The sequence below is a fragment of the Histidinibacterium aquaticum genome (genome assembly GCF_008710275.1).
GTDB lineage: Bacteria > Pseudomonadota > Alphaproteobacteria > Rhodobacterales > Rhodobacteraceae > Oceanicola > Oceanicola aquaticus.
In genome coordinates, this window is record NZ_VYQE01000003.1 from 520,239 (window position 1) to 544,374 (window position 24,136).

The 24,136-nt window shown below is 69.0% G+C and carries 20 protein-coding genes; 8 read left to right on the forward strand and 12 right to left on the reverse strand.

The annotated features are described in order from the left end of the window. Nucleotides 1-44 precede the first annotated feature (44 nt). The 3 genes from F3S47_RS12030 (at nt 45) to carB (ending at nt 6,095) form a co-directional block, all read left to right on the forward strand. A complete protein-coding gene (locus tag F3S47_RS12030; protein WP_150445497.1) occupies nt 45-1,244 on the forward strand; it encodes an SAM-dependent methyltransferase in 1,200 nt (399 codons plus the stop codon). Nucleotides 1,245-1,374: 130 nt separating this feature from the next. Then, nucleotides 1,375-2,658 (forward strand): glycosyltransferase family 87 protein, encoded by a 1,284-nt coding sequence (locus F3S47_RS12035; protein WP_150445498.1) that lies wholly within the window; start codon nt 1,375-1,377, stop codon nt 2,656-2,658. A gap of 68 nt (nt 2,659-2,726) precedes the next feature. Then, nucleotides 2,727-6,095, forward strand: a complete 3,369-nt coding sequence (gene carB / locus F3S47_RS12040; protein WP_150445499.1) for a carbamoyl-phosphate synthase large subunit — start codon at nt 2,727-2,729, stop codon at nt 6,093-6,095. 2 nt (nt 6,096-6,097) lie between these two features. Here carB and F3S47_RS12045 read toward each other — a convergent pair whose 3' ends face one another. Together F3S47_RS12045 and F3S47_RS12050 are read right to left on the reverse strand one after the other, a co-directional pair. Continuing rightward, nucleotides 6,098-7,426 carry a hypothetical protein gene (locus F3S47_RS12045; protein ID WP_150445500.1) on the reverse strand — a complete coding sequence of 443 codons (1,329 nt, stop codon included), beginning with the start codon at nt 7,424-7,426 and terminating at the stop codon, nt 6,098-6,100. Next, nucleotides 7,426-7,683, reverse strand: coding sequence for a spike base protein, RCAP_Rcc01079 family (locus tag F3S47_RS12050; protein ID WP_150445501.1), 258 nt, complete (start codon nt 7,681-7,683; stop codon nt 7,426-7,428). Before F3S47_RS12050 ends, F3S47_RS12045 begins: the two co-directional genes overlap by 1 nt. A gap of 168 nt (nt 7,684-7,851) precedes the next feature. On the opposite strand from F3S47_RS12050, the gene F3S47_RS12055 reads away from it, so the two are divergent. Then, the gene (locus F3S47_RS12055) at nt 7,852-8,970 is read left to right on the forward strand and encodes a beta-ketoacyl-ACP synthase III (RefSeq protein WP_150445502.1); all 1,119 of its coding nucleotides are present in this window, start codon (nt 7,852-7,854) and stop codon (nt 8,968-8,970) included. A gap of 203 nt (nt 8,971-9,173) precedes the next feature. Further along, nucleotides 9,174-9,764, forward strand: coding sequence for a thymidine kinase (locus tag F3S47_RS12060; RefSeq protein WP_150445503.1), 591 nt, complete (start codon nt 9,174-9,176; stop codon nt 9,762-9,764). On the opposite strand, the gene F3S47_RS12065 is transcribed toward F3S47_RS12060, so the two are convergent. From F3S47_RS12065 to F3S47_RS12100, 8 genes are all read right to left on the reverse strand, one after another. Continuing rightward, nucleotides 9,761-10,495 carry an SDR family oxidoreductase gene (locus tag F3S47_RS12065; RefSeq protein WP_150445504.1) on the reverse strand — a complete coding sequence of 245 codons (735 nt, stop codon included), beginning with the start codon at nt 10,493-10,495 and terminating at the stop codon, nt 9,761-9,763. The two genes, F3S47_RS12060 and F3S47_RS12065, sit on opposite strands and share 4 nt — an antisense overlap. Further along, entirely contained in the window at nt 10,492-11,340 is an 849-nt protein-coding gene (locus F3S47_RS12070; protein ID WP_150445505.1) for a fumarylacetoacetate hydrolase family protein, read from the reverse strand. The genes F3S47_RS12065 and F3S47_RS12070 overlap by 4 nt, the downstream gene beginning before the upstream one ends. Before the next feature lie 272 nt (nt 11,341-11,612). Then, complete coding sequence (locus F3S47_RS12075) at nt 11,613-12,569, reverse strand: ABC transporter ATP-binding protein (protein WP_150445506.1); 957 nt, start codon at nt 12,567-12,569, stop codon at nt 11,613-11,615. Continuing rightward, on the reverse strand, nt 12,566-13,546 hold the full coding sequence (locus F3S47_RS12080) for an ABC transporter ATP-binding protein (RefSeq protein ID WP_150445507.1): 981 nt from the start codon (nt 13,544-13,546) through the stop codon (nt 12,566-12,568). The genes F3S47_RS12075 and F3S47_RS12080 overlap by 4 nt, the downstream gene beginning before the upstream one ends. A gap of 60 nt (nt 13,547-13,606) precedes the next feature. Continuing rightward, nucleotides 13,607-14,515 (reverse strand): ABC transporter permease subunit, encoded by a 909-nt coding sequence (locus F3S47_RS12085; RefSeq protein WP_150445508.1) that lies wholly within the window; start codon nt 14,513-14,515, stop codon nt 13,607-13,609. Nucleotide 14,516: 1 nt separating this feature from the next. Beyond that, the gene (locus F3S47_RS12090; protein ID WP_150445509.1) at nt 14,517-15,524 is read right to left on the reverse strand and encodes an ABC transporter permease subunit; all 1,008 of its coding nucleotides are present in this window, start codon (nt 15,522-15,524) and stop codon (nt 14,517-14,519) included. Then, the gene (locus tag F3S47_RS12095) at nt 15,524-16,618 is read right to left on the reverse strand and encodes a M24 family metallopeptidase (RefSeq protein ID WP_150445510.1); all 1,095 of its coding nucleotides are present in this window, start codon (nt 16,616-16,618) and stop codon (nt 15,524-15,526) included. Before F3S47_RS12095 ends, F3S47_RS12090 begins: the two co-directional genes overlap by 1 nt. A 67-nt stretch (nt 16,619-16,685) precedes the next feature. Continuing rightward, on the reverse strand, nt 16,686-18,254 hold the full coding sequence (locus F3S47_RS12100; protein ID WP_150445511.1) for an ABC transporter substrate-binding protein: 1,569 nt from the start codon (nt 18,252-18,254) through the stop codon (nt 16,686-16,688). 203 nt (nt 18,255-18,457) lie between these two features. Here F3S47_RS12100 and F3S47_RS12105 point away from each other — a divergent pair, with 203 nt between their 5' ends. The 3 genes from F3S47_RS12105 (at nt 18,458) to F3S47_RS12115 (ending at nt 21,699) form a co-directional block, all read left to right on the forward strand. After that, nucleotides 18,458-19,321 (forward strand): glycosyl transferase, encoded by an 864-nt coding sequence (locus F3S47_RS12105; RefSeq protein WP_150445512.1) that lies wholly within the window; start codon nt 18,458-18,460, stop codon nt 19,319-19,321. Next, nucleotides 19,318-20,157, forward strand: a complete 840-nt coding sequence (locus tag F3S47_RS12110) for an NAD-dependent epimerase/dehydratase family protein (RefSeq protein WP_150445513.1) — start codon at nt 19,318-19,320, stop codon at nt 20,155-20,157. The genes F3S47_RS12105 and F3S47_RS12110 overlap by 4 nt, the downstream gene beginning before the upstream one ends. Nucleotides 20,158-20,256: 99 nt before the next feature. Then, on the forward strand, nt 20,257-21,699 hold the full coding sequence (locus F3S47_RS12115; RefSeq protein WP_223877811.1) for a fused MFS/spermidine synthase: 1,443 nt from the start codon (nt 20,257-20,259) through the stop codon (nt 21,697-21,699). A gap of 6 nt (nt 21,700-21,705) precedes the next feature. Here the strand turns inward: F3S47_RS12115 and F3S47_RS12120 are convergent, their stop codons facing one another. Both F3S47_RS12120 and F3S47_RS12125 read right to left on the reverse strand, forming a co-directional pair. After that, complete coding sequence (locus F3S47_RS12120; RefSeq protein WP_150445514.1) at nt 21,706-22,158, reverse strand: RidA family protein; 453 nt, start codon at nt 22,156-22,158, stop codon at nt 21,706-21,708. A gap of 29 nt (nt 22,159-22,187) precedes the next feature. After that, nucleotides 22,188-24,134, reverse strand: coding sequence for a TRAP transporter large permease subunit (locus F3S47_RS12125; RefSeq protein ID WP_223877812.1), 1,947 nt, complete (start codon nt 24,132-24,134; stop codon nt 22,188-22,190). Nucleotides 24,135-24,136 lie beyond the last annotated feature (2 nt).

Consider the following 24,136-nt stretch of genomic DNA (forward strand, 5'->3'; position numbering starts at 1 on the left):
TTTATTCTAAACGGGATGTGAGTTGACAACGCGGGAGTCGCGTCATGTGGACACGAGCTCTGGATCAGGCCCTGAAGCAGCTCTTTCAGGTGGGCGCGCTCGAACTGACCTTCGCGGACGGCACGACCCGCCGCTACGGCGAACCCGGCGTGGAGCCCGTGCGTGTCTCGACCAACGATCCGACCCTTCCCCGCAAGCTTCTGCTGGCGCCGGACCTGGCACTCGGCGAGGCCTACATGGACGGCCGCATCACCATCGCCCAGGACGATCTGCGCGGCCTGCTCGAGGTCGCCGTGCGGAACAGGAACGTGGGCAACGACCCCGCGATCATGCGGATGGGTGACCGCCTCGCCCGGCCGGTCCAGCGCTACCTTTCCCAGAACCCCGTCCTGCGCTCTCGCCAGAACATCGCCCATCACTACGACCTGTCGGGCGAGCTCTACGATCTCTTCCTCGACGAGGACCGGCAGTATTCCTGCGCCTATTTCGCCGACCCCGAGATGACCCTCGACGAGGCGCAGCGCGCGAAGAAGCACCACATCGCGAAGAAGCTCTGCATCAGGCCGGGCGACAAGGTGCTCGACATCGGCTGCGGATGGGGCGGCATGGCGCTGACCCTGGCGCAGGACTACGACGCCGAGGTCGTGGGCATCACCCTCTCGGACGAGCAGTACCGCATCGCCAAGGACCGCGCGCAGAAGGCGGGTCTCGAGGACCGGGTGACATTCCTCAAGGAAGACTACCGCAACGTGCGCGACAGCTTCGACCGGATCGTCTCGGTGGGCATGTTCGAGCACGTCGGCGCCGCGCATTACCGCGAGTACTTCGACACGGTGAGCGACCTGCTGAAGCCCGAGGGCGTGGCGCTGATCCACACCATCGGCAGCGCCGCGCCGCCGCGGGCGACCTCGTCCTGGGTTCGCAAGTACATCTTCCCCGGAGGCTACCTGCCCTCGATGTCCGAAGTGCTCGCCACGGTCGAGAAGGTCGGGCTGCACGTGGCCGATGTGGAAGTCTGGCGGATGCACTACGCCCGCACGCTGCGGCACTGGCATGATCGCTTCATGTCGCAGATCGACCGGGCACGCGAGCTCTACGACGAGCGCTTCACCCGGATGTGGCGCTACTACCTGACGGCGGCGGAGACCTCCTTCGCCCACGAGAAGCTGGCGGTGTTCCAGTTCCAGCTGTCGCACGACAAGACCGCGGTGCCGCTGACAAGAGACTACCTCTACACGGACTGAGAGTGCCTCGCTCCCGCCTGTCTCTCTTCTGCCGCGGCCGTCGCCAGGCCGGAGGCCGGTGTAGCCTGCCGCGTCGACCGCGGGGCGTGCCCGGCCTATAAGAACCGAAACAAGCGTCGAGCAGAGGGGCATGCAGCACCCCGCCTACTATACCTGGATCGTGTTCGCGGGCGTGATGGCCGTGTCGTGGTGGGCCTTCGCGGGCGATCCCTCGCCCGACCTCATGGCCACCTGGCTCGCCGGCTACTTCTTCGAGCAGGGCGCGGTCTATCCCGGGAGCGAGGGCGTCTTCACCATGCAGCCGCCCGACGCCTGGATCGCCGAGCTCGACGCAGCCGGGCATGAGGGCGTGGTCTACCCCTACGTTTACCCCCCGCTTTGGGCCGCACTGGCGTCTCGTGTCGTGGGGGTTCTGCCCTTCCCGCTCGTCGAGATCGTCGCGACGCTGGTCAATCCGCTCCTGCTCTGCGGCATGGTCTGGCTGGCCGCGCGAACCGCGCGCGACAGCGACGTCTCGGTCCCGCTGATGACCCTCGCCGGATCATTGCTCCTGCTGGCGACGCTGCCGGGCGCGGCGGCGCTGGAGCAGAACCAGCCGCAGATCATCGTTAGCTTCCTCGTGGTGGCCGCGATCGAACGCTCGCGGGCCGGGGCGCCCGTGACCGCCGGTCTCGCCCTTGCCGTGGCCGCCGCGATCAAGGTTTCCCCCGCCCTGCTCGTCGTCGCCTGGCTCGGCGCGGGCCGCTACCGCGAGAGTCTCGTCTTCGCCATCGCGGGTCTCTGCCTCGCGCTGGCCTCCGTCCTGCTGGCGGGCTGGCCGATGCACGCGGCCTTCCTGGCGGAGCTGGACGCAATCCGGAACACCGTGCTCGCCACCTTCTTCACCTACGGCGTCGATCCGGTCGTCGCGGGGCTCGTTCCAGCCGGGGAGAGCCAGTTCATACTCGGGCGCGGCGGCGAGACGGCCTGGCACGTCGTGGAGAAACCCGCCGTCTGGAGCATGCTCTCCACCCTCGCGATGGTGACGATCCTCGCGGTGGCCGCCGTCCGCTTCCACGCCGCGAGCCGCGACGGGCGCGAGCCCGACGTGCTGGGCTACCCGGTGTTCCTCGTGGCGGTCACCCTGGTCTCGCCGCTGGCCTGGGGCTACCACTACCTCGCGCCCATGGCGTTCCTGCCGCATCTACTGGCGGTCTTCGGGCTGCGGACCGGCCTTCTGGCGCTGCTGGCGGTCCTGATCCCGCTCACGCCCCAAAGCTTCGACCTGGTGCGGAGCCTGCCTGTCGTCTCGCAGATGCCGGCCGCGCTCGGGACGGCGACGATGATCCTCGTCGGCCTTCTGTTGCACCTCGCCGGACGGCGGCGGGCGGGGCGGCCGTCGGGCCACTTGCAGAGGCCCCCCGTCTCTCTATAAGCCGCAGGCAATTTGCCCCGCCCCATAGCTGACTCGGGACGGGGCGCACGGGCTTGAGGGGACGGGCGATGCCGAAGAGAACCGATATTCACTCCATCATGATTATCGGCGCGGGGCCCATCATCATCGGACAGGCCTGCGAGTTCGACTATTCCGGCGCCCAGGCCTGCAAGGCGCTCCGGGAAGAGGGCTACCGGGTCATCCTGGTCAACTCGAACCCCGCGACGATCATGACGGACCCGGGCCTCGCCGACGCCACCTACATCGAGCCGATCACGCCCGAAGTCGTCGCCAAGATCATCGAGAAGGAGCGCCCCGACGCGCTGCTGCCCACCATGGGCGGGCAGACCGGCCTCAACACCTCGCTCAAGCTCGCCGACATGGGCGTGCTGGAGAAGTTCGGCGTCCAGCTCATTGGCGCCAACCGCGAGGCCATCGAGATGGCCGAGGACCGCAAGCTCTTCCGCGAGGCGATGGACCGGATCGGGCTGGAGAACCCCCGCGCCACCATCGTCAGCGCGCCGAAGAAGGACGACGGCAAGTACGATCTCAACGCCGGTGTCGCGAAGGCGATGGAAGCACTGGAGGACATCGGCCTGCCGGCGATCATCCGTCCGGCCTATACCCTCGGCGGCACCGGCGGCGGCGTGGCCTACAACCGCGACGAATATGCCCACTACTGCCGCACCGGCATGGACGCCTCGCCGGTGGGCCAGATCCTCGTCGATGAGTCGCTGCTCGGCTGGAAGGAGTTCGAGATGGAGGTGGTCCGCGACAAGGCGGACAACTGCATCATCGTCTGCTCCATCGAGAACGTGGACCCGATGGGCGTGCACACCGGCGACTCGATCACCGTGGCCCCGGCGCTCACGCTGACCGACAAGGAATACCAGGCAATGCGCAACGGCTCGATCGCCGTGCTGCGCGAGATCGGGGTCGAGACGGGTGGCTCGAACGTGCAGTGGGCCGTCGATCCCGACACCGGCCGCATGGTCGTGATCGAGATGAACCCCCGTGTCTCCCGCTCCTCGGCGCTGGCCTCCAAGGCCACCGGCTTCCCCATCGCCAAGATCGCCGCGAAACTCGCCGTGGGCTACACTCTCGACGAGCTCGACAACGACATCACCAAGGTCACGCCGGCCTCCTTCGAGCCGACCATCGACTACGTGGTCACCAAGATCCCGCGCTTCGCCTTCGAGAAGTTCCCCGGCGCTGAACCCAAACTCACCACGGCGATGAAGTCGGTGGGCGAGGCCATGGCCATCGGCCGGACCTTCCACGAGAGCTTCCAGAAGGCGCTGGCCTCGATGGAGACGGGCCTCTCCGGCTTCGACGAGATCGAGATCCCGGGCGTCTCGGCCAAGGCCAAGCCCGGCGGCGACTGGAACGAAGGCGAGGAGGCCGCGATCCTGCGCGCCCTGGCCCAACAGACCCCGGACCGGGTGCGGATCATCGCCCAGGCCATGCGGCTCGGCCTCGACGACGAAACGATCCACGGCGTCACCAGCTTCGACCCGTGGTTTCTGTCGCGCATCCGCGAGATCGTCGACACGGAGGCCCGCATCCGCAAGGACGGCCTGCCCGTCACCGAAGAGGGCCTCCGCCGGCTCAAGATGATGGGCTTCTCCGACATGCGGCTCGCGAAGCTCACCGGCCGGGACGAGGACCAGGTCCGCCGGGCGCGCGAGCGTCTCGGCGTCGTGGCCCAGTTCAAGCGGATCGACACCTGCGCCGCCGAGTTCGAGGCGCAGACGCCCTACATGTACTCGACCTACGAGGCCCCCGCGATGGGCGAGGCCGAGTGCGAGGCCCGCCCCACCGACCGCAAGAAGGTGGTCATCCTCGGCGGCGGCCCGAACCGGATCGGCCAGGGGATCGAGTTCGACTACTGCTGCTGTCACGCCTGCTTCGCGCTGAGTGATCAGGGCTACGAGACCATCATGGTCAACTGCAATCCCGAGACGGTCTCCACGGACTACGACACCTCGGACCGGCTCTACTTCGAGCCGCTGACCTTCGAGCACGTCATGGAGATCCTCCGCGTCGAGCAGGAGAAGGGCACGCTGCACGGGGTGATCGTCCAGTTCGGCGGCCAGACCCCGCTCAAGCTCGCGAACGACCTCGAGGCTGCGGGCATCCCCATACTCGGCACCTCGCCCGACGCCATCGACCTCGCCGAGGACCGAGAGCGGTTCCAGGCGCTGGTCAACGCGCTCGACCTCAAGCAGCCCAAGAACGGCATCGCCTCCTCCGAGGAGCAGGCACTCGCCATCGCCGAGGAGATCGGCTTCCCGCTGGTGATCCGCCCGTCCTACGTCCTCGGCGGCCGGGCGATGGAGATCGTCCGCGACATGGACCATCTCAAGCGCTACATCCGCGACGCCGTCGTCGTCTCGGGCAAGAACCCGGTCCTGCTGGACGGCTATCTCGCCGGCGCCGTCGAGGTCGACGTGGACTGCCTCTGCGACGGCCAGAGCGTGCATGTCGCCGGCATCATGCAACACATCGAGGAGGCCGGCGTGCATTCCGGCGACAGCGCCTGCTGCCTGCCGCCCCACAGCCTGCCCCCCTCGATCATCGAGGAGCTCAACCGCCAGACCGAGGCGCTCGCCCTCCGGCTCGGCGTCGTGGGCCTGATGAACGTGCAGTTCGCGGTCAAGGACGGAACCGTCTACCTCATCGAGGTGAATCCCCGCGCCTCGCGCACCGTGCCCTTCGTCGCCAAGGCCACCGACAGCGCCATCGCCTCGATCGCCGCCCGGCTCATGGCCGGCGAGCCGCTGTCGAACTTCCCCCTGCGGGAACCCTATCCGCCCGCCGAAGACCCGATGACGGTCCTGCCGCTCGGCAATCCCTTCACGCTGGCCGATCCGAAGACGCCCTGGTTCTCGGTCAAGGAGGCGGTCCTGCCCTTCAATCGCTTCCCCGGCGTCGACACCATCCTCGGCCCCGAGATGCGCTCCACCGGCGAGGTCATGGGCTGGGCCCGCAACTTCGCCCGCGCCTTCCTCAAGGCGCAGATGGGCGCGGGCACGCACCTGCCGACCGAGGGCACGGTCTTCATCTCGATCCGCGACGCCGACAAGACCGAGGAGATGCGCGAGACCGCGCAGGCGCTGGTCGACATGGGCTTCGACCTGCTCGCCACGCGGGGCACCGCGGACTGGCTGAAGGCCCACGGCATCGCGGCCGAACTCGTGAACAAGGCCTACGAGGGCGGGCGCACGATCATCGACCGGCTCAAGGACGGGCAGGTCGACCTCGTCTTCAACACGACCGAGGGCGCCGCCGCGGTCGAGGACTCCCGTTCGATGCGGGCAGTGACGCTGGCGGACAAGATCCCCTACTTCACCACCGCCGCCGGCTGCCAGGCCGCGACCCAGGCGATGCAGAGCCGGGATGAGGAAGGCCTTCGGGTGAGGGCGCTTCAGGGCTAGGCTCATGCGATCACCGTCTCGGGGCCGATCACCGATCCGGCCCCGATCTCGGCCAGCTCCGGCGGCGGGACGTGCCGCGCGATCAGGAGGTCGGCGGCCTCCAGCCCCATGAGTCGCAGCGCCGAGCCGGAGAGATGCAGCGCGTCCCCGGGCGAACGCGGCTCGGGCTTGGTGGCATCACCCCGGTCCAAGTCCCAACCCAGGTAGGTGACGCCCGGCACGGCCGCCGGCGCACCGCTTTCCGCATCGAGCGTGGCGACTGCCGCAAGCCACTCCGCCGGCAGGGTGGCCGGGTTGCCGCCCAGAACCGCGACGGGCAGCTCCGGCAGGTTCAGAGCCGCGCGGAGTGCGGGAACGAAGACCGCCCCTAGCGCCCCGGCATAGGCCGAGGCGCTCGCCCCGCTCGCCCTCTCCTCGACGCCCCCGGCCCAGAGCGCGGCGAGGATGCGGTTCTCGGGATGGCGCGCCGGAGCCTCCAGCGCCGCCGCGACCGCCGACCCGAACAGGTCGGCCGCGCCGCCGAGGCCGGAGCCGGGATGCCACCCCGCGCCCGCCGTCTCCTCCGGGCGAGTTGCCCCCTCCGCCACAAGCCGCCCCGTCTCGGACGCAAGCGGCAACAGCAGCACCCTCCGTCCCGGCGCAAGCCTCCGCTCCGCGTAGCGCCGCGCGAAGGCGAGAGCCGGCCCCGGCCCCAGGCTCCCTTGCCGATGGCGCAGGGGCTCCACGGCGATCGCCTCGCCCGCGTCGACACGCAGGTCCGGCACGTCGACGAGGGGCTCAGGCCCCTCCCCGCACCACATCCCGGCCATGGGCGCTCCGCCCAGCAGCAGAACGATGTCGTGCGCCGGCGTCTCCGGCAGCGCCACAAGCGCCACCTCCCGCAGCGCGCCGCCCGTGGGGCGGCCCGTGACCTCGATCCGGTCCGCAGGCGCCGACAGCACGATGTCCGCCGACTGCCAGCCGTCGCCCTCCCGGATCCATGGCGCCTCGGCCCCCAAACTGAGAGCCAGGGCCCCCTCCTGCCGCCAGACGAGCCCGACCCGCGTCCCGGGCGCCAGCATCGACCCCAGCGGACGGCTAACGCGCCCGCCGTGCACCGACGGCGGAAACACCACCCCCGACGCACCGATCACCGGTGACCCAGCCAGAACCTGCCACCCCGAGAGATCGGCGAACCGACCCGCCTCGCCGGAGAGAAGAGCAGGATCGCCCGCCACCGGCCCCGGCAACGCGCCCGCCTGCGCCGCAAACTCCGCGAGGAACCCGGCGGCAGGCGGGAGCGAGCGGCCACTCGCGTCGCCCCCCGAAAGCCCTCCCGTGAGACCGATCATCAGTAGAGCCCCGCGAGACCCGCGGCATCGGTCCCCGTGGCCCAGACCCGGCGCGCCCTGATCGGGAAGACCGTGCCGGCCGCCACGAAGACGGTCCCGACCGTGCCGTCCACCGTCGTCAACCGCAGGTAGCCCGAGACGGCGGCATTGATCCCGCGGGTCGCGACCGGGAGATCCTGCGCGTCGTCCGGCACGAGGGCGAAGACGCCCGAGGCCGGGGACTCGAGGCCCGGCTGAGAGGTTCTGAACTGGTCCATGTGTGGCTCCTCGGCCTTGTCCGCTCGGGCGGGGAGTCCTGCCGGTCCGTGGTAAACATCCGGTTACCCCACCGCCCGGAGCGGGCTCCGGCGTGCAACGGACCCGGCGTCCGGCTGGACTTCCCCGCCCCGTCCGGCCAGTGTCGCGCCCCGGAAGAGGAGCCTCCCATGTACCAGGCCGCGATTACCGGGGCGGGCGTATTCACCCCGCCGGAACGGATCACCAACGACGAGCTGGTGGCCGCCTACAACGCCCATGCCGAGCGCTGGAATGCCGCCCATGCCGAGGGCATCGCCGGCGGCGGGATCGACGCCAAGCCGCTCAGTTCCGCCGAGTTCATCTTCCAGGCCTCGGGCATCGAGAGCCGCTACGTCATGGACAAGTCGGGCCTTCTCGACCCCGACCGCATGTACCCGAGCCTCCGCCCCCGCTCCGACGAGGAGCCCTCGCTCATGGCCGAGATCGGGGTCGCCGCCGCCCGTACCGCGCTGGCCGAGGCCGGCGTCGCGGCCGAGGAGGTCGACGCCATTTTCTGTGCCGCCTCCAACCACGAGCGACCCTACCCGGCCATCGCCGTCGAAATCCAGGACGTGCTCGGCGCGGGCGGCTTTGCCTACGACATGAACGTGGCCTGCTCCTCGGCGACCTTCGGCATCCAGACCGCGGCGGACATGATCCGCACCGGCTCGGTCCGCACCGCGCTGGTGGTCTCCCCCGAGATCACCTCGGGCCACCTGGAGTGGCGCGACCGCGACTGCCACTTCATCTTCGGCGACGTGGCCACCGCCGTGGTCCTGCAGCGGGCGGAGGACGCGCAGGGCGACCACTGGCGCATCCTCTCGGCCCGCGCGGCAACGAAGTTCTCCAACAACATCCGCAACAACAACGGCTTCCTGCGGCGCACGCGCGACCAGATGGAGGACCGGCGGGACATGCAGTTCATGCAGAACGGCCGGAAGGTCTTCAAGGAAGTGCTGCCGCTGGTCTCCGCCCATATCGCCGACCATCTCGAGGCCGAGGGCGTGCAGGCCGACAGCCTCAAGCGGCTCTGGCTCCACCAGGCCAACAAGACGATGAACGACTACATCGGCCGCAAGGTGCTGGGCCGCCCGCCCGAGCCCGGAGAACAGCCCAACATCCTGCAGGACTACGCCAATACCTCCTCGGCGGGCTCGATCATCGCCTTCGCGCAGCACCGGGACGGCATCGCCCCGGGCGAGAAAGGCCTGATCTGCTCCTTCGGCGCCGGCTACTCCGTGGGCTCGGTGCTGGTCGAGCGCGCCTGACCCCGCCCTTCATCTAGCCCGAAATACCTCGGATCCCGGCCCGCCGCGGTCCCCCCGCATGTCATTCCGGGCGCCCATCCGGCGCCGGCCCGCCCCCGGCGGACGGCGCCTCACGATGAGCGGCCGCAGGCCGCACCGCCGGATCGCTCCACCGCCTGCCGGCGCTTGCACCGCCCGGGTCTCCGGGGCTAGGTCGGGGCGTCATGGCCAAGCTCTATTTCCACTACTCCACGATGAACGCCGGCAAGTCGACGGTCCTGCTGCAGGCCTCGCACAACTACCTCGAGCGGGGGATGCAGACGCTGCTTCTGACCGCCGGCCTCGACACCCGGGCGGGGACGGGCCGGATCGCGAGCCGGATCGGCATCGGCGCCGAGGCTACGCCCTTCGGCCCCGAGGACGACCTGCTGGCGCGCATCGCCGCCCGGCTGGCCGAGGGGCCCTGCGCCTGTGTCTTCGTCGACGAGGCCCAGTTCCTGACCGAAGAGCAGGTCTGGCAGCTCGCCCGCGCCGTGGACGATCTCGGCGTGCCGGTCATGTGCTACGGCCTGCGGGTGGACTTCATGGGCAAGCTCTTTCCGGGCTCGGCCACGCTGCTCGCGCTCGCCGACGAGATGCGTGAGGTCCGCACCATCTGCCACTGCGGGCGCAAGGCCACGATGGTCGTCCGGCTCGGTCCAGACGGCACCGCCCTGCGCGAGGGAGAGCAGGTGCAAGTCGGCGGCAACGAGACCTATGTCTCCCTCTGCCGTCGCCACTGGCGCCGCGAGATGGGCGAGCCTGTCGCGGGCTAGAGCGTCACGCCGCCGTCGACGTTCACCGCCTGCCCCGTGACGAAGCTCGCCTCGTCCGACGCCAGCCAGAGCACGAGGTTCGCCACCTCCTCTGCCGTGCCGAAACGCCCCGACGGCTGGCGCTGCATGAAGAAGCGGTGCGCCGCCTCGGCGCTGCCGAACTCGCCCTCCAGCGCGGCGAGGCGCTCGTGAAGGGAGGGCGTGTCGATGGTGCCGGGGCAGACCGCGTTGGCGCGGATGCCCTGCTCGAGGAAATCGGTGGCGACCGACCGCGTGAGCCCGATCAGGCCGGACTTCATCGCGCTGTAGGCCGCCCGTCTGGGCAGCGCCTTGATGACGCCCGCGACCGAAGCGACCGTGACGATGCTGCTGCCCGCGCCCATCTTCGGCAGCGCGGCCCGCAGGACATTGTAGGCACTGTCCAAAGTCACGCTGGCCGACTTGCGCCACTCCTCCGCCGAGCACTCCAGGATGGTGCCCTGGTGCACGTAGCCCACCGCGTGAACCAGCACGTCGACCCGGTCCAGCGCGTCGAAATAGGTGGCGACGGCCGCTGCGTCGGTCGCGTCGAGGACCCGGCATTCGGCGCCCTCCAGCGTGGCGAGCGTCTCGGGGTTGAGGTCGGAGGCATGGACCTCCGCCCCCTCCTCCACCAGCGCCTCGGCCACGGCGCGGCCGATTCCCTGCCCCGCGGCGGTCACCACCGCGCGGCGGGTGGCGAAGCGGCTCACCGACCCTCGGCCGCGGAAACCACCGGCGTCTCCTGCCCTCCGAGCCCCTCGACCGAGAGCCGGACGGTATCGCCGACATCGAGGTAGCGCGGAGGTTTCATCCCCATGCCCACGCCCGGCGGCGTGCCGGTGCAGATCAGGTCGCCGGGTTCCAGAAGCACGAACTGGCTGAGGTAATGCACGATATGGGCCACCCCGTAGACCATTGTATCGGTCGAGCCGCGTTGCATGGTCTCGCCGTTGACGCTGAGGTCCATCGAGAGCGCCTGGGGGTCCGGGACCTCGTCGGCGGTCACCAGCCAGGGGCCGGTCGGGCAGAAGTTCGGGTAGGACTTCCCCTTGATCCAGGTGCCGCCCCGCTCGGCCTGCCAGGCGCGCTCCGAGACGTCGTTGACGGCACAGTAGCCAAGGACATGGTCCAGCGCCTCTTCCGGAGCGATTTCGAGAGCGGCGCGACCGATGACCACGCCGAGCTCGACCTCCCAGTCGAGCTTGGTCATCTGCGCGGACTTCAGGATCGGGTCGGTCGGGCCGCAGACCGCGGCGCCCGACTTGGAGAAGAGAATGGGCTCGGCGGGCACGTCCATGCCGGATTCGGCAGCGTGGTCGGAGTAGTTGAGCCCGATGCACCAGACGTTGCGCGGCCGCGCGATGGGCGCGCCCAGTCGGCCCTCCGGAACGGCTGGGAGCCTGGCGAGGTCGGCCCCTGCGAGGGACTCCGTCAGGTGCGGGATCGTCTCCGGCGAGATGTCCGGCACCAGCGAGGAGATGTCCCGCGCCTGCCCGTCCTCATCCATCACGCATGGGATTTCGGCCCCCGGCGGACCGATACGGAGAAACTTCATGCCTGGCCTCCCTTTGGCGTTTGCCCCTGCCTAGGCCGGGGCCGCGGCGTGGGCAAGGTGGCAGGCCTTCGTCACCGGGGAACGCCCCGCGCGGGGCGTTCGCGGGTGGCGGGCGTGGGAAGTCCAACCGGATGGTGGTGCCGCCGGAGACCTGTCTGGGGGCGCTGCCCCCGTCCGCGGCGCGGCCGCGGACTCCCCCGAGGGTATTTGGGGCCAGATGAAGGGGAGTGGGTTGGCTCACTCCCTTGCTCCGCGTGCGCCTCCGGGTGGGGCTAGGCCTCTGGGAAGTGGCAGGCGGCCGGGTGGGGCTGGCCTTCGAGCCGGGGCCGGTCGCTCCGGCAGATGTCCTCGGCCTTCCAGCAGCGCGGCGCGAAGGGACAGCCCGGCGGGACATTGAGCGGCGAGGGCAGCTCGCCCTGCAGCTTGATCCTCTGCCGGCCGCCACCAGGTTCGGCCCGCGGCGTCGCCGAGAGCAGGGCCTTGGTATAGGGATGGCGCGGCGCGTCGAAGACCTCGTCCTTCGGCCCGGTCTCCACTGGCCGGCCGAGGTACATCACCACGACATCGTCGGCCACGTGGCGGACGACGGAAAGGTCGTGCGAGATGAAGAGGTAGGCCAGCTGAAGCCGCTCCTGCAGGTCGAGCAGGAGGTTCAGGATCTGGCTCTGGATCGAGAGGTCGAGGGCCGAGACGGGTTCGTCCAGCACCAGCAGCTTGGGCTCCAGCATCAGCGCGCGGGCGATGGCGATCCGCTGGCGCTGGCCGCCGGAGAACATGTGCGGGTAGCGGTCGTAGTGTTCCTCTCGCAGGCCTACGAGGCGCATCATCTCGCGCCCCTTGGCCTGCCGCTCGGCCTTCGACATCTCGGGCCGGTTGATCTTGAGCGGCTCCTCGAGCATCGCGCCGACCTTCTGGCGCAGGTTGAGCGAGCCGTAGGGATCCTGGAAGACGATCTGCACGTCGGTGCGCAGCTTCTTCCAGTTCTCCGGCGTCGCCTCGGTGTCGCCGATGCGCAGGTGGCCCGCCGTGGGCTCTTCGATCAGGGTCACGAGCCGCGCCAGCGTGGACTTGCCGCAGCCGGACTCGCCCACGACGGCAAGCGTCTTGCCGGCCTCGATGGAGAAGGAGGTCTCGGTCACGGCCCGCACGATGCCGGGCTTGGAGAAGAGGCCGCCGCCGACCTCGTAGTCGCGGCCGAGGTTCTCGGCCAGAACGATGGGCTGGCTCATGCCACCTCCTCTCCGGCGGGGACGTTCAGCGGGTAGTGACAGCGCGCGCGCCCGATGGGTGCGGGCTGGACCGGCGGGGGCACAGTGCGGCAGCGCTCGTCGGCGTACTGGCAGCGCGGCGAGAAGAGGCAGCCCTCCGGCCGGTCGTGCTGGCCGGGCACCACGCCCGGGATCGTCGCCAGGCGCCGCTCGGTGGCGCGCTCGGGCAGCGCGGCGAGCAGCGCCGATGTGTAGGGATGGTGCGGCGTCGCGAAGAGATCGGCGACCGGCTGGTCTTCGACCTTCTGGCCCGCGTATTGCACCGCGACCCGCTCGGCGGTCTCGGCGACCACGCCCATGTCGTGGGTGATGAGGATCAGCCCCATCCCGGTCTCCTTCTGGAGCCCGGTCAGCAGGTCGAGGATCTGCGCCTGGATCGTCACGTCGAGCGCCGTCGTCGGTTCGTCGGCGATGAGCAGGCGCGGCCGGCAGGCGATGGCCATGGCGATCATCACCCGCTGGTTCATGCCGCCCGAGAGCTGGTGCGGGAAGGCCTTGAGCCGGCGCGAGGGATCGGGGATGCCGACCATCTCCATCAGCTCCACCGCGCGGTCCTTGCGCTGGCTCCGGTTGAGGTCGGTGTGCTGGCGCAGCGCCTCGGTGATCTGGAAGCCGGTGGTGAAGCAGGGGTTCAGCGAGGACATCGGCTCCTGGAAGATCATCGACAGGTCCTTGCCGATGATCCGCCGCCGGGCGCGGCCCGAGAGCTCGCGCAGGTCCTGGCCGTCGAAGCTCATCTCGTCGGCGGTGATGGTCGCCGTCCAGGGCAGCAGGCCCATGGTGGCCAGCATGGAGACCGACTTGCCCGAGCCGCTTTCGCCTACGATGGCGAGGATCTCGCCGGCCTCGACGTCGACATCCACCTGGTCGACGGCGCGGAACGGTCCGGAGGCCGTACTGAACTCGACCGAGAGGTTGCGGATTTTCAGGAGGCTCATGACGTTCCCTCCGGCTTTGGCAGGCGCGGGGCGCGGGGCGTGGCGGGCAAAGGCATCATCTCAGCTCCGCTTCAGCTTGGGGTCGAGGGCATCGCGCAGCCCGTCGCCCATCAGGTTGATGGCGAGCACGGTCACCAGGATGGCGAGGCCGGGGAAGGTCACGACCCACCAGGCGCGGAGCACGAACTCGCGCGCGTCGGCCAGCATGGTGCCCCACTCGGGCGTGGGCGGCTGGGCGCCCATGCCGAGGAAGCCCAGGGCAGCGGCGTCGAGGATCGCGGTGGAAAAGCTCAGCGCCGCCTGGACGATGATCGGCGCGAGGCAGTTCGGCAGAACGGTGACGAACATGGTCCGCAGGTAGCCCGCCCCGGCGACGCGGGCGGCGGTGACGTAGTCCTTGGTGCGTTCATTGATGACGCTGGCGCGGGTCAGTCGGACGTAGTGCGGCTGCAGCACCAGGGCGATGGCGATCATCGCGTTGAGCAGCGTCGGTCCCAGGATCGCCACAAGCACCAGCGCGAGCAGCAGCGAGGGGAAGGCGAGGATGATGTCCATCAGCCGCATGATGAGCGTGTCGAGCCACTTCGGCGCGAAGCCCGCGATGAGGCCCAGGAGAATGCCGCCGGTCGCCGCGACCACGACCACGACGATGCCGACGAAGAACGAGAACCGCGCGCCGTGGATGAGGCGCGAGAGCATGTCGCGGCCCACGGCGTCGGTGCCCAGCGGGAAGGCCCATTCGCCGCCCTCCTGCCAGAACGGCGGGATCAGCTCGCTACCGCGGAACTGGGTCGTCGGATCGTAGGGTGCCAGGAAATCGGCGAAGATCGCGACCATTGCGAAGGCGGCGAAGACGTAGAGCCCGATGACGGCGCCGCGGTTCTCGGAGAAATACTTCCAGAACTCGCGCAGGCGGCCGGCGCGGCGTGTCGGAACGGTGCGGGCGATCTGGGAGGATGCGTCGGCCATCTCAGCGCTTCCGGATCTTGGGGTTGATGAGGCCGTAGAGGATGTCGACCGTCAGGTTCACGATCATCACCATCAGGGCGATGAGCAGCAGGCCGCCCTGCACGACCGGGTAGTCGCGGCGGAAGATGCTGTCGACCATCCACTTGCCGATACCGGGCCAGGAGAAGATCGTCTCGGTCAGGATCGCGCCGGCCAGCAGCGTGCCCACCGACAGGCCGATGACCGTGATGACCGGGATCAGCGCGTTCCTCAGGGCGTGCAGGCCGTTGACGCGCGCGGGCCGCAGGCCCTTGGCGCGAGCCGTGCGGATGTAGTCCTCGGACAGGACTTCGAGCATGGCGGAGCGGGTCTGCCGTGCGATGACCGCGAGCGGGATCGTCCCCAGCACGATCGACGGCAGGATCAGGTGCTGGACGGCGGACCAGAAGGCGCCCTCCTGCCCGGAGATCAGCGAGTCGATCAGCATGAAGCCGGTCACGTCGTCGAAGAAGTACATCAGTCCTATGCGGCCCGAGACCGGCGTCCAGCCGAGGTTGCCCGAGAAGACGATGATGAGCAGCAGCGCCCACCAGAAGATCGGCATGGAGTAGCCCACCAGCGCCGTCGACATCAGCGCGCGGTCGAAGAACTTGCCCCGGTAGACGGCGGCGATCACGCCCGCGGGCAGGCCGACGAGGACCGAGAAGATGATCGCGCAGAGCGAAAGCTCCAGCGTCGCCGGGAAGAGCGTGAAGAACTCGTCCCAGACGTTGCGGTTGGTGACGAAACTCTGGCCCAGGTCGCCCTGCAGGACGCCGGTCAGGTAGTCCCAGAACTGCTTCCAGAGCGGTTGATCGAAGCCGAAGCGTTCGACGTATTCCTGGTAGCGCTCCTCGCTCAGGCCGCGCTCCCCGGCCATCACGATGATCGGGTCGCCGGGAAGAACCCGGATGAAGCCGAAGGAGACGATCGTCACCCCGATGAAAGTCGGGATGAACGTCAGGAGGCGGGCGAGAACGTAGCGCAGCATCAGCCGATCACCGTCAGGTCCGAGGTAAATGTCGTGAGGGAGCGGCACCCGTCATCGGTCACGAGGATATCGTCCTCGATCCGCACCCCGAAGGCCCCGAGCTTATAGAGGCCCGGTTCGTCGGTGAAAACCATTCCAGCCCCCAAAGCTTGGTGATTGCCCCGCATGACGTAGGGGCCTTCGTGCACGTCGCGGCCGAGTCCGTGCCCGGTCTTGGTGCGGATGCGGTCAGCGTAGGGCGAGGCCTCGAGATGGCCGGTGACGGCGTCGTCGATCTCGTGGGCCGTGACGCCAGGTCGCGTGATCTCGTGGCCGATCTGGTTGGCGCGGCGCACGGTCTCGTAGACCTCGGAGGCCTCGGCCGAAGGCTCACCGACGAAAACGGTCCGCGTGATGTCGGCGGCCATGCCCCGCGCCCGCGCGCCGAAGTCCAGCAGCAGCGGGTCGCCGGGCTTGATGCGGTAGTCCTCGCGCGCCTTGGCGTGAGGCTGCGCGGAGTTGTCGCCGGCCGCGACGATGGGCCCGAAGGCCATGTCCTCCGCACCGTGATGGAACAGAAGCCCGGTCAGGCGGCGCTCGATCTCGGCCTCGGTCTGGCCGACGGCGACCCCCGCGAGGAGTTCCGAGAGCGCGGTCTCGGAAATCCGGATCGCGGCTTCGAGGCCGGCGATCTCCTCGGGCGTCTTGCGGAGCCGCAGGCCGGAAATTTCGCGCTCGGCGTCGACGACGCGAAGGCCGGGCTGGCTGGAAACGAGTGCGTGGTGCACGAAAACCCGCATCACCTGCCCTTCGACCCCGAGGCTCGACAGGTGCATCCGGCGGGCCAGCGCCTCGAAGGCGGGCCGGTAGCCGTCCTGGTCGCGCCAGTCGAAAACCTCGCCCTCGAAGCCGACCTGCGCCCAGGAGCCCAGCTCGAGGTTCGGGACGATGGCGGCGGGTGCGCCCTCGGCTGGGACGACCACGACGAAGGGGCGTTCGTGGGAATGAAAGGCCCGGCCCATGACGCGCGTGAAGTTCGGACCGGGCACCAGGGCCACGGCATCGACTCCGAGCGCGGCGGCAATTCCGCGAAGGGGGGCGTATCTGTCGGTCATATAATGGTGTCTCAACAAATCGGCGGGGCCCGAAGGCCCCGCCTGTCTCACGTCGCCAGGGGCGACCTTACTCGTCGATGCCGACGTTGTCGAAGATGTGGCCGCCGAGCGGGTGCACGACGTAGCCGTCCACCTCGGGGCGCACCGGCATGAAGACGACGGAGTGCGCGATGGTGGCCCAGGGCGCCTGCTCCTTGAAGATGACCTGCGCCTCTTCGTAGAGCGGGGTGCGCTCTTCCTGGGTGCCGGTCTTGGCTTCTTGGATCAGGTCCTCGAAGGGCTGGTAGCACCACTGCGCACGGTTCGAGTTCTCGACACCGTCGCAGCCGAGCAGCACGGCGAGGAAGTTGTCCGGGTCGCCGTTGTCGCCGGTCCAGCCGAGCAGCACCGCACCGTCACGGTCGAGCGCGCTGGAGCGGTCGAGGTATTCGCCCCACTCGTAGCTGACGATCTCGACGTCCACGCCGATCTCCGAGAAGTCCTCCTGGATCAGCTCGGCCATGCGGCGGGCGTTCGGGTTGTAGGGACGCTGCACCGGCATCGCCCAGATCCGCATCGAGAGGTCCTCGACACCGGCATCGGCGAGCATCTGGCGCGCCGCTTCCGGATCATAGGGGTCGTCTTCGACCGCCTCGTTGTAGGACCACATGGTCGGCGGGATCGGGTTCTTCGCGACCTGGCCGGAGCCCTGGAACACGACGTCGATGATGGCTTCCTTGTCGATCGCCATGTTCAGCGCGCGACGGACCTCGGGGTTGTCGAAGGGCTCCATCTGCGTGTTGTAGGCGAGGTAGCCGACGTTGAGGCCTTCCTGCTCCAGCACGTTGATGTCGGGGTTTTCCTGCATCGCCTCGACGTCGGCGGGGGCCGGATAGGGCATCACGTGGCATTCGCCGGCCTGCAGGCGCTGGTAGCGCACGGAAGCGTCGGGCGTGATCGCGAAGACCAGGTTGTCGACGCGCGGAACGCCCTCGACCCAGTAGTCCTCGTTGGCCTCGTAGCGGATGACCGCGTCCGTCTGGTAGTCGACGAACTCGAAGGGACCGGTGCCGATGGGCTGCTGGTTCACCATCTCGGGCGTCCCGGCCTCTTCCATCGCGTCGTAGTATTCCTTCGACACGATCGAGGCGAAGTCCATCGCGAGGTTCGCGACGAAGGGCGCCTCGGCGCGGGTGAGGTTGAAGCGGACGGTCATGTCGTCGACCTTCTCGATCGACTCGATGAGGTCGCCCATGCCCATGGCGTTGAAGTACTCGCCGGTCCAGCCTTCCACGTCCTGACGCTCGAAGGTGTGGATCACGTCATCGGCGTTCAGCTCGCGCGTGGGCTCGAACTGGTCGTTGGAGTGGAACGTCACGCCGGGGCGCAGCGTGAAGGTGTAGGAGGTCCCGTCCTCGTTGCTCTCCCAGCTCTCGGCCAGGCCGGGGACGACGTTGGTCGTGCCGGTCTCGAACTCGACGAGCTGGTTGTAGACCGTGTGCGACGAGGCGTCGAAGGTCGTACCGGAGGTGTAGAGCGCGGGGTCGAAGCCCTCGGGCGAGGCCTCCGAGCAATAGACGAGCGTCTGGGCGGCGGCGGCGCCGGCCGTGAGCGCGAGGCCCAGGGCGGCGGTGCCGAACAGTCGGGCAGTTTTCATTATCAGCTCCCTGATGGTTCTTGGAAGTCGTCGCCGCAGGCTGCGGGCACGACAGCCCCGCCTCTTTTGGGGCGGCAACTTTGCCCAGACTATCGGCAGATGCTTCATTGGCAACCCGAAGACGCGCGATCTGACCTCATGTCACGAGCAGAGATTGCGCCGGATGTCCGTCCGGCTAGTGTCGCGCGCAGCAAGGAGGTGCCATGACAGATCGTTCCGACCCGGGCCTCGAGGGTGTGCGGCCGGAAGGCCCGGCCCGGTCGACCCGTGCCTTCGTGACCCTTGTCACCAAGGACGACTTCGCCGTCGGAGCGCGTGCGCTCCTCCGCTCGCTGCGGCTGGCCGGGACCGACGCGGATTTCGTCGTGATGCACACCGGGCGGCTCTCTCACGACTCGCTCGACATGCTGCGAGCACAGGGCGCGCGCCTCGTGGAGACCGACCTGCTGCCAACCTCGGCGGAGTTCGACGCGGCGCACGCCCGGGACGCGCTTCACGGCCGGGCGCCCTTCACCAAGGGGACCAAGCCCGATTTCCACACCCCGCTCGACAACTTCGCCAAGCTGCGGCTCTGGCAGCTCGACTACGAGAGGGCGGTCTTCCTCGACGCCGACACCATCGCGCTCCGCCCGCTGGACGTGCTCTTCGACTACCCCGAGCTCTGCGCCGCACCAAATGTCTACGAGAGCCTCGCAGACTTTCACCGGATGAACTCCGGCGTCTTCACCGCGCGGCCCTCGTCCGAAACCTTCGACCGGCTGATGGAGAAACTCGACCGGCCCGGCGCCTTCTGGCGGAGGACCGACCAGACCTTTCTGCAGGACGCCTTCCCCGGCTGGCACGGCCTGCCGGTCTACTACAACATGCTCCAGCTCGTCTGGGTGAACCTGCCCGGGCTCTGGCACTGGCCCTCGGTCAAGCTGGTGCACTACCAGTACGCCAAGCCCTGGACCCGCGACGCGGAGAAGATGCCCGAACTCGCCCCGCTGGTGGAGCTCTGGGAGGCCTACGCCGGAGACGGCCCCGTCCCCGACCTCGACACCCTGCCCGCCCCGCCCGGCGCATGAAGATCGGTGTCACGGGCGCGAGCGGTCTGGTGGGCCATCCCCTCGCCGCCGGTCTTCTGGCGCGAGGCCACGAGGTGGTGTCGCTTGGCCGCCGTCCACCGACAGGCCTCCGGACCGAACACAGGCCCTACACCCTCGACGCACCGCCGCCCGATCTGGCGGGGCTCGACGCGCTGGTCCATGCCGCGTTCTCGCATGTCCCCGGCCGCTATCGGGGCGGCGAAGGCGACGACCCCGAGGGATTCCGCCGCCTCAACGAAATCGGCACCTTGCGCCTCTTCGAGGCCGCCGGTCGGGCCGGCTTGGGACGGGTGGTCTTCCTCTCGAGCCGGGCGGTCTACGGCGACTACCCGCCCGGGACCGCCCTCTCGGAGGATCTGCCGCCCCGGCCCGACACGCTCTACGGCGAGGTGAAATGGCGGGTGGAAGGGGCCCTTGCCGCCCTGCCCCTGACCGGCGTCTCGCTGCGGGCGACCGGCGTCTACGGCCCCCCGCCCCCGGGAGCGCGGCACAAGTGGGCCGATCTCTTCGACCGCTTCGCGAGGGGAGAGGAAATCGCCCCGCGCGCCGGCACCGAGGTCCACGCGGACGACCTGGCCGAGGCCGTGCACCTCGTCCTCACCACCGGGGCCTCCGGTCCCTACAACGTCTCCGACCTCAGGCTCGACCGGCGGGATCTCCTTGCGCTCTATGCAGAGACACACGGCCTCGACCGGCCCCTGCCGCCCCGCGCCGGGGTGGAGGTGAGCGAAATGCGCACAGACCGGCTGCGCGCACTCGGGTGGTCTCCGCGTGGTTGGGAGGGATTGCGCGAGGTCGTCGCCACCCTGCCCTGACCGCACCGCCGCGGACAGAACGACGCGACGCCTTTTCTCTCGCTCCGGCATGCGCCACCTTGCGCCGGATGGTGGGCCGGGCGCCCTTTGGAGTCCAAGATGCGGTTCTGGATCACGATCGTCCTGATACTGGTGCTTTCCGCCGTCGGCCTCACCTACGAGATCGCGGCGGGCCGGGTCCTCGCCCCGTTCTTCGGCACGTCTCTCCTGACCTGGACCGCCGTCATCGCGACCGTCCTCGCCGGGTTTTCCCTGGGCAGCGCTCTCGGAGGCTTCGTGGCCGAGCGAGAGCGCCGCGCCGCCCTGGGCACGGTCCGCGCCGCGCTCGTGGCGACCGCTGTGCTCATGGCGCTGTCGCCGACGCTGCTCGGACTGCTGCACGCCTGGGGCGCTCGAGGCACCGGGGGCATGCTGCTGAGCGTCTTCCTGGCATTCTTCCCGGCCTCGGTCTGCGTCACCATCCCCTCGCCCTTCCTCGCGAAGGTCGCGATCGAGGCGCGCCCGGGGCGCGAGGGCTCCTCGCTGGGGCTGGTGCTGGCAGCGGGTTCGGTGGGCGCCATCGTCGGGGCGATCCTCGCCGGTTTCGTGGCGCTCCCCCTCGCCGGATCGACCGCGACCTTCGCCGGGTGCGGGGTGGTGGCCCTGCTCTGCATTCCCCTGCTTCGGGACACTGACCCCTCGGACCGGAACCCGGTCGTGCTGCTCTCCGCTGGCGGCTTCATCGCCTTTGCCGGCCTCGCCGGGGGACAGGCCTGCATGTACGAATCCGGCCTCTCCTGCCTGCACGTCGTGCGGGAGGACGCCGAGGTGCGCCTGTTCTCCGACCGAACCATCCAGGCCGCCGAACCCGTGGGACGGTCGGAGACTCCCGAATTCGCGCTCAGCTACGCCCGGTGGCTCTGGGAGCGGATGGACCGCGACCTGGGTCCGGATCCGGAGGTGCTCTTCGTCGGTGGCGGCGGCTACACGCTGCCCACGGCCCTGCTGGAGTCCCGCCCCGAGGCGCGGGCCGTCGCGGTGGAGATCGACCCGCTCGTGACCCGCGTCGTCGAACGGCACTTGCCGCAGGCCGGCGCGATGATCGAGGAGACGGGATACGATGCGACCGGGGCCGAAGGCGAACCCGAGGGGCGGCTCGGAATCGTCCACGCCGACGGGAGGGTCTACCTGAACGAGACCGACCGGCGCTTCGACGCGGCGGTCATGGACGCTTTCTCATCGAGTTCGGTCCCGGCTCACCTCGTGACGCTCGAGACCTTCGCTCGGCTGCGCGAGATCGTGGAAGGTCCAGTCTACGTCAACCTGATCGACCGCCCCGACGGCCCTCTCGCGCGCGGCGTCCACGCGATCCTGACCGAACTCTATCCGCATGTTCAGGCGTCGCAGGGAAGCGTCGGCGAACGCGGGCGCGCCAATATCGTGCTCGCGGCATCGGCAGAGCCCTTCGCCCCGCTCGACAGGGCTGAGGACGCCTACGAGCCCGTCCGCATTTCGGAGGCCCGACCCTTCACCGACGACCGGGGATGGGTCGGGCACAGGTAGTCCCGCCTACTTCGGGTAGACCGCGATCATCTCCAGTTCGATCCGCGCGCCCGGCGTGGACAGCTGGTTGATGCAGAGCGCCGTGCTCGCCGGGGTCCAGTCGCCGAAATACTCCTTCAGCGCGAAGGTCATCTCCTCGAGGTCGCGCATGTCGGTCAGGTACTTGTTGACCTTGATGATGTCCGTCCAGGTCAGCCCCTCGTGGTCGAGGATGTCCTTGATGTTCTTCATCGCGAGGTGGACCTGCTTGCGGATGTCCGTCGGATGATCGTGCTCGGAAAAGTCATGCGGGTGCTTGTGGTAGAGCTTCGCCGGCGTCGCCCCCGAAATGAAGAGCATGTCCGACCCCGCCGTCACCCGCATCGCGGGGGCGTAGGGCATATCCGAGATCCGGTCGGGCTCGGTCTGGATTTCCCCGATGGCTGGATTGGTGGGCGAGGTCCTGTACGGCTCAGTCATGGTCTGGGTCCTTCCTTGGTCAACGGTTTCTAGAGCAGGGCGAGGCTGATGGCCGGGAAGGCCATGAGGATCAGCACGACCGCCAGCATGGTCAGCACGAAGGGCGCGGCCCCCTTGAAGATGTCCCCGAGTGTCGCGGTACCGGGCGGCAGCGTCCCCTTCACCACGTAGACGGCCAGTCCGAATGGCGGCGTCAGCAGGCCGATCTCGACCGCGACGACCGTCACGATGCCGAACCAGACGAGGTCGCCTCCGAGCGACTGGACGATGGGCAGCATCAGCGGCAGCAGCACCAGCATGATCGACACGGAGTCGAGGATCATGCCGAGCAGCACGACGATCACGAGGTAGAGCAGCAGGAAGGCCATCATCCCCAGTTCCGCCGCGATCACCCAGTCGGTGATGCTCTGAGGGATGGCGCTGAGTGTCAGCATCCGGCTGTAGAGGTTGGCCGCCACGACAAGGAAGAGGATCGAGCCGGAGATCTCGGCGGTCTCCAGCAGGATGGTCCGGAGGCGCTGCAGGCTCAGGCTCCGCCGTACGAGAGCGATGATGAAGGCCCCCGCCGCACCGACCGCGCCGGATTCCGTCGGCGTGAAGAAGCCGCCGTAGATGCCCCCCAGCACGAGCGCCACCAGCAGGACGATGGGCAGCAGCCGCCGGGCCACTTCGCCCAGCGTGACGGATTCCATGTCCTCGACCGGCATCGAGTTACCGACGAAATCTGGCGCGAACCATGACAGGCCGAGGACAAGCAGCGCGAAGGCCGAGGCGAGCAGCAGCCCGGGCAGGATCGCCGCGGTGAAGAGCGCCCCGATGGAGACCTCGGCAATCAGTCCGAAGATCAGCAGCAGGATGCTCGGCGGGATGAGCATGCCGAGCACCGAGGATCCCGCGACGACGCCGACCGCGAAGCGGCTCGTGTAGCCATTGGAGATCATCGGCGGCGCGGCCACGCGGGTGAAGACCGTCGCCGAGGCGATGGTGCTTCCGGTGATCGCCGCGAAGATTCCGTTCGCGAAGACAGTGGCGATCCCTAGCCCGCCCCGGATTCGTCGCAGAAGACGTGCGAGCACGGAGAAGGCATCGCGCCCCACGTCGGCCACCTCGATGAAGAGGCCCATGAGAACGAAGAGCGGAATGACCGCGAAGGCGTAGGAATTGATCGACCCGGTCGTCGCGATGGCGAGGCTCCCCTCCGCCACGGCGGCGGTACCCCTGATCATCCAGATCCCGAGGAATGACAGTACGATCAGGGCCGAGGCCAGGTGCATGCCCGACAGGACGAGGGCGAGCATCCCGATGATCGAGAAGATACCGACGTCGACCCGGGACAGGTCTCCGGTCACGAGGTAGACGAGGCCCGCTCCGCAGACGACGAGGAACACGACGACGAGGGCGAAGACCGTCGAGCCGTCGCGGTCGGTGGCGAGCGCCGAGCGGAAGTCGCGCGCCTCCTGCAGCGTCATCAGCGCGAACTGGAGCGCTGCAAGGACGGCGCCCACGAGGATGCCCGTCGTGAAGGGCCAGACCGGCGCGGTGAAGGCCCCGATGGCGCCGAAGAACTCCGCCTCCTCGATCTGGTCGAGGAGCCGGGGCCAGACGGTCTGCGTGATCTTGGCGAAGACGACGACGCCCACGGCGTTGAAGACCAGGTTGAGGAGCGCCCCGCCCCGGGGCGAGCGCGGCTCCAGCCTTTGCAGCAGGAAGTCGGCCCTCAGGAAACGGCCCGTCCGGATGCAGTAGGGCAGCGCCAGGAAAACGGTGGCGGGAACGGAGAACGAGACAACCTCCGCCACGCCGGCGATCGGTGAGTTCGCGAAGGCGCGCGACACCACGTCGGTGCAGACGAGCACCATGACGACGAAGATCCAGACTGAGCTGACCGTGGCGGCCAGCGCCGAGAGCCACTCGATCACTGTGCCCGGCGTGAAACGGCGGCCCGGGCCGGCCGCGGCAAGACTGTCTTGGTCCAAGG

Bases quoted from the DNA above. Each gene is read 5' to 3' on its own strand.
- F3S47_RS12030 (WP_150445497.1), top strand. From the start codon at position 45: ATGTGGACACGAGCTCTGGATCAGGCCCTGAAGCAGCTCTTTCAGGTG.
- F3S47_RS12035 (WP_150445498.1), top strand. From the start codon at position 1,375: ATGCAGCACCCCGCCTACTATACCTGGATCGTGTTCGCGGGCGTGATG.
- carB (WP_150445499.1), top strand. From the start codon at position 2,727: ATGCCGAAGAGAACCGATATTCACTCCATCATGATTATCGGCGCGGGG.
- F3S47_RS12045 (WP_150445500.1), bottom strand. From the start codon at position 7,426: ATGATCGGTCTCACGGGAGGGCTTTCGGGGGGCGACGCGAGTGGCCGC.
- F3S47_RS12050 (WP_150445501.1), bottom strand. From the start codon at position 7,683: ATGGACCAGTTCAGAACCTCTCAGCCGGGCCTCGAGTCCCCGGCCTCG.
- F3S47_RS12055 (WP_150445502.1), top strand. From the start codon at position 7,852: ATGTACCAGGCCGCGATTACCGGGGCGGGCGTATTCACCCCGCCGGAA.
- F3S47_RS12060 (WP_150445503.1), top strand. From the start codon at position 9,174: ATGGCCAAGCTCTATTTCCACTACTCCACGATGAACGCCGGCAAGTCG.
- F3S47_RS12070 (WP_150445505.1), bottom strand. From the start codon at position 11,340: ATGAAGTTTCTCCGTATCGGTCCGCCGGGGGCCGAAATCCCATGCGTG.
- F3S47_RS12075 (WP_150445506.1), bottom strand. From the start codon at position 12,569: ATGAGCCAGCCCATCGTTCTGGCCGAGAACCTCGGCCGCGACTACGAG.
- F3S47_RS12080 (WP_150445507.1), bottom strand. From the start codon at position 13,546: ATGAGCCTCCTGAAAATCCGCAACCTCTCGGTCGAGTTCAGTACGGCC.
- F3S47_RS12085 (WP_150445508.1), bottom strand. From the start codon at position 14,515: ATGGCCGACGCATCCTCCCAGATCGCCCGCACCGTTCCGACACGCCGC.
- F3S47_RS12090 (WP_150445509.1), bottom strand. From the start codon at position 15,524: ATGCTGCGCTACGTTCTCGCCCGCCTCCTGACGTTCATCCCGACTTTC.
- F3S47_RS12095 (WP_150445510.1), bottom strand. From the start codon at position 16,618: ATGACCGACAGATACGCCCCCCTTCGCGGAATTGCCGCCGCGCTCGGA.
- F3S47_RS12100 (WP_150445511.1), bottom strand. From the start codon at position 18,254: ATGAAAACTGCCCGACTGTTCGGCACCGCCGCCCTGGGCCTCGCGCTC.
- F3S47_RS12105 (WP_150445512.1), top strand. From the start codon at position 18,458: ATGACAGATCGTTCCGACCCGGGCCTCGAGGGTGTGCGGCCGGAAGGC.
- F3S47_RS12110 (WP_150445513.1), top strand. From the start codon at position 19,318: ATGAAGATCGGTGTCACGGGCGCGAGCGGTCTGGTGGGCCATCCCCTC.
- F3S47_RS12115 (WP_223877811.1), top strand. From the start codon at position 20,257: ATGCGGTTCTGGATCACGATCGTCCTGATACTGGTGCTTTCCGCCGTC.
- F3S47_RS12120 (WP_150445514.1), bottom strand. From the start codon at position 22,158: ATGACTGAGCCGTACAGGACCTCGCCCACCAATCCAGCCATCGGGGAA.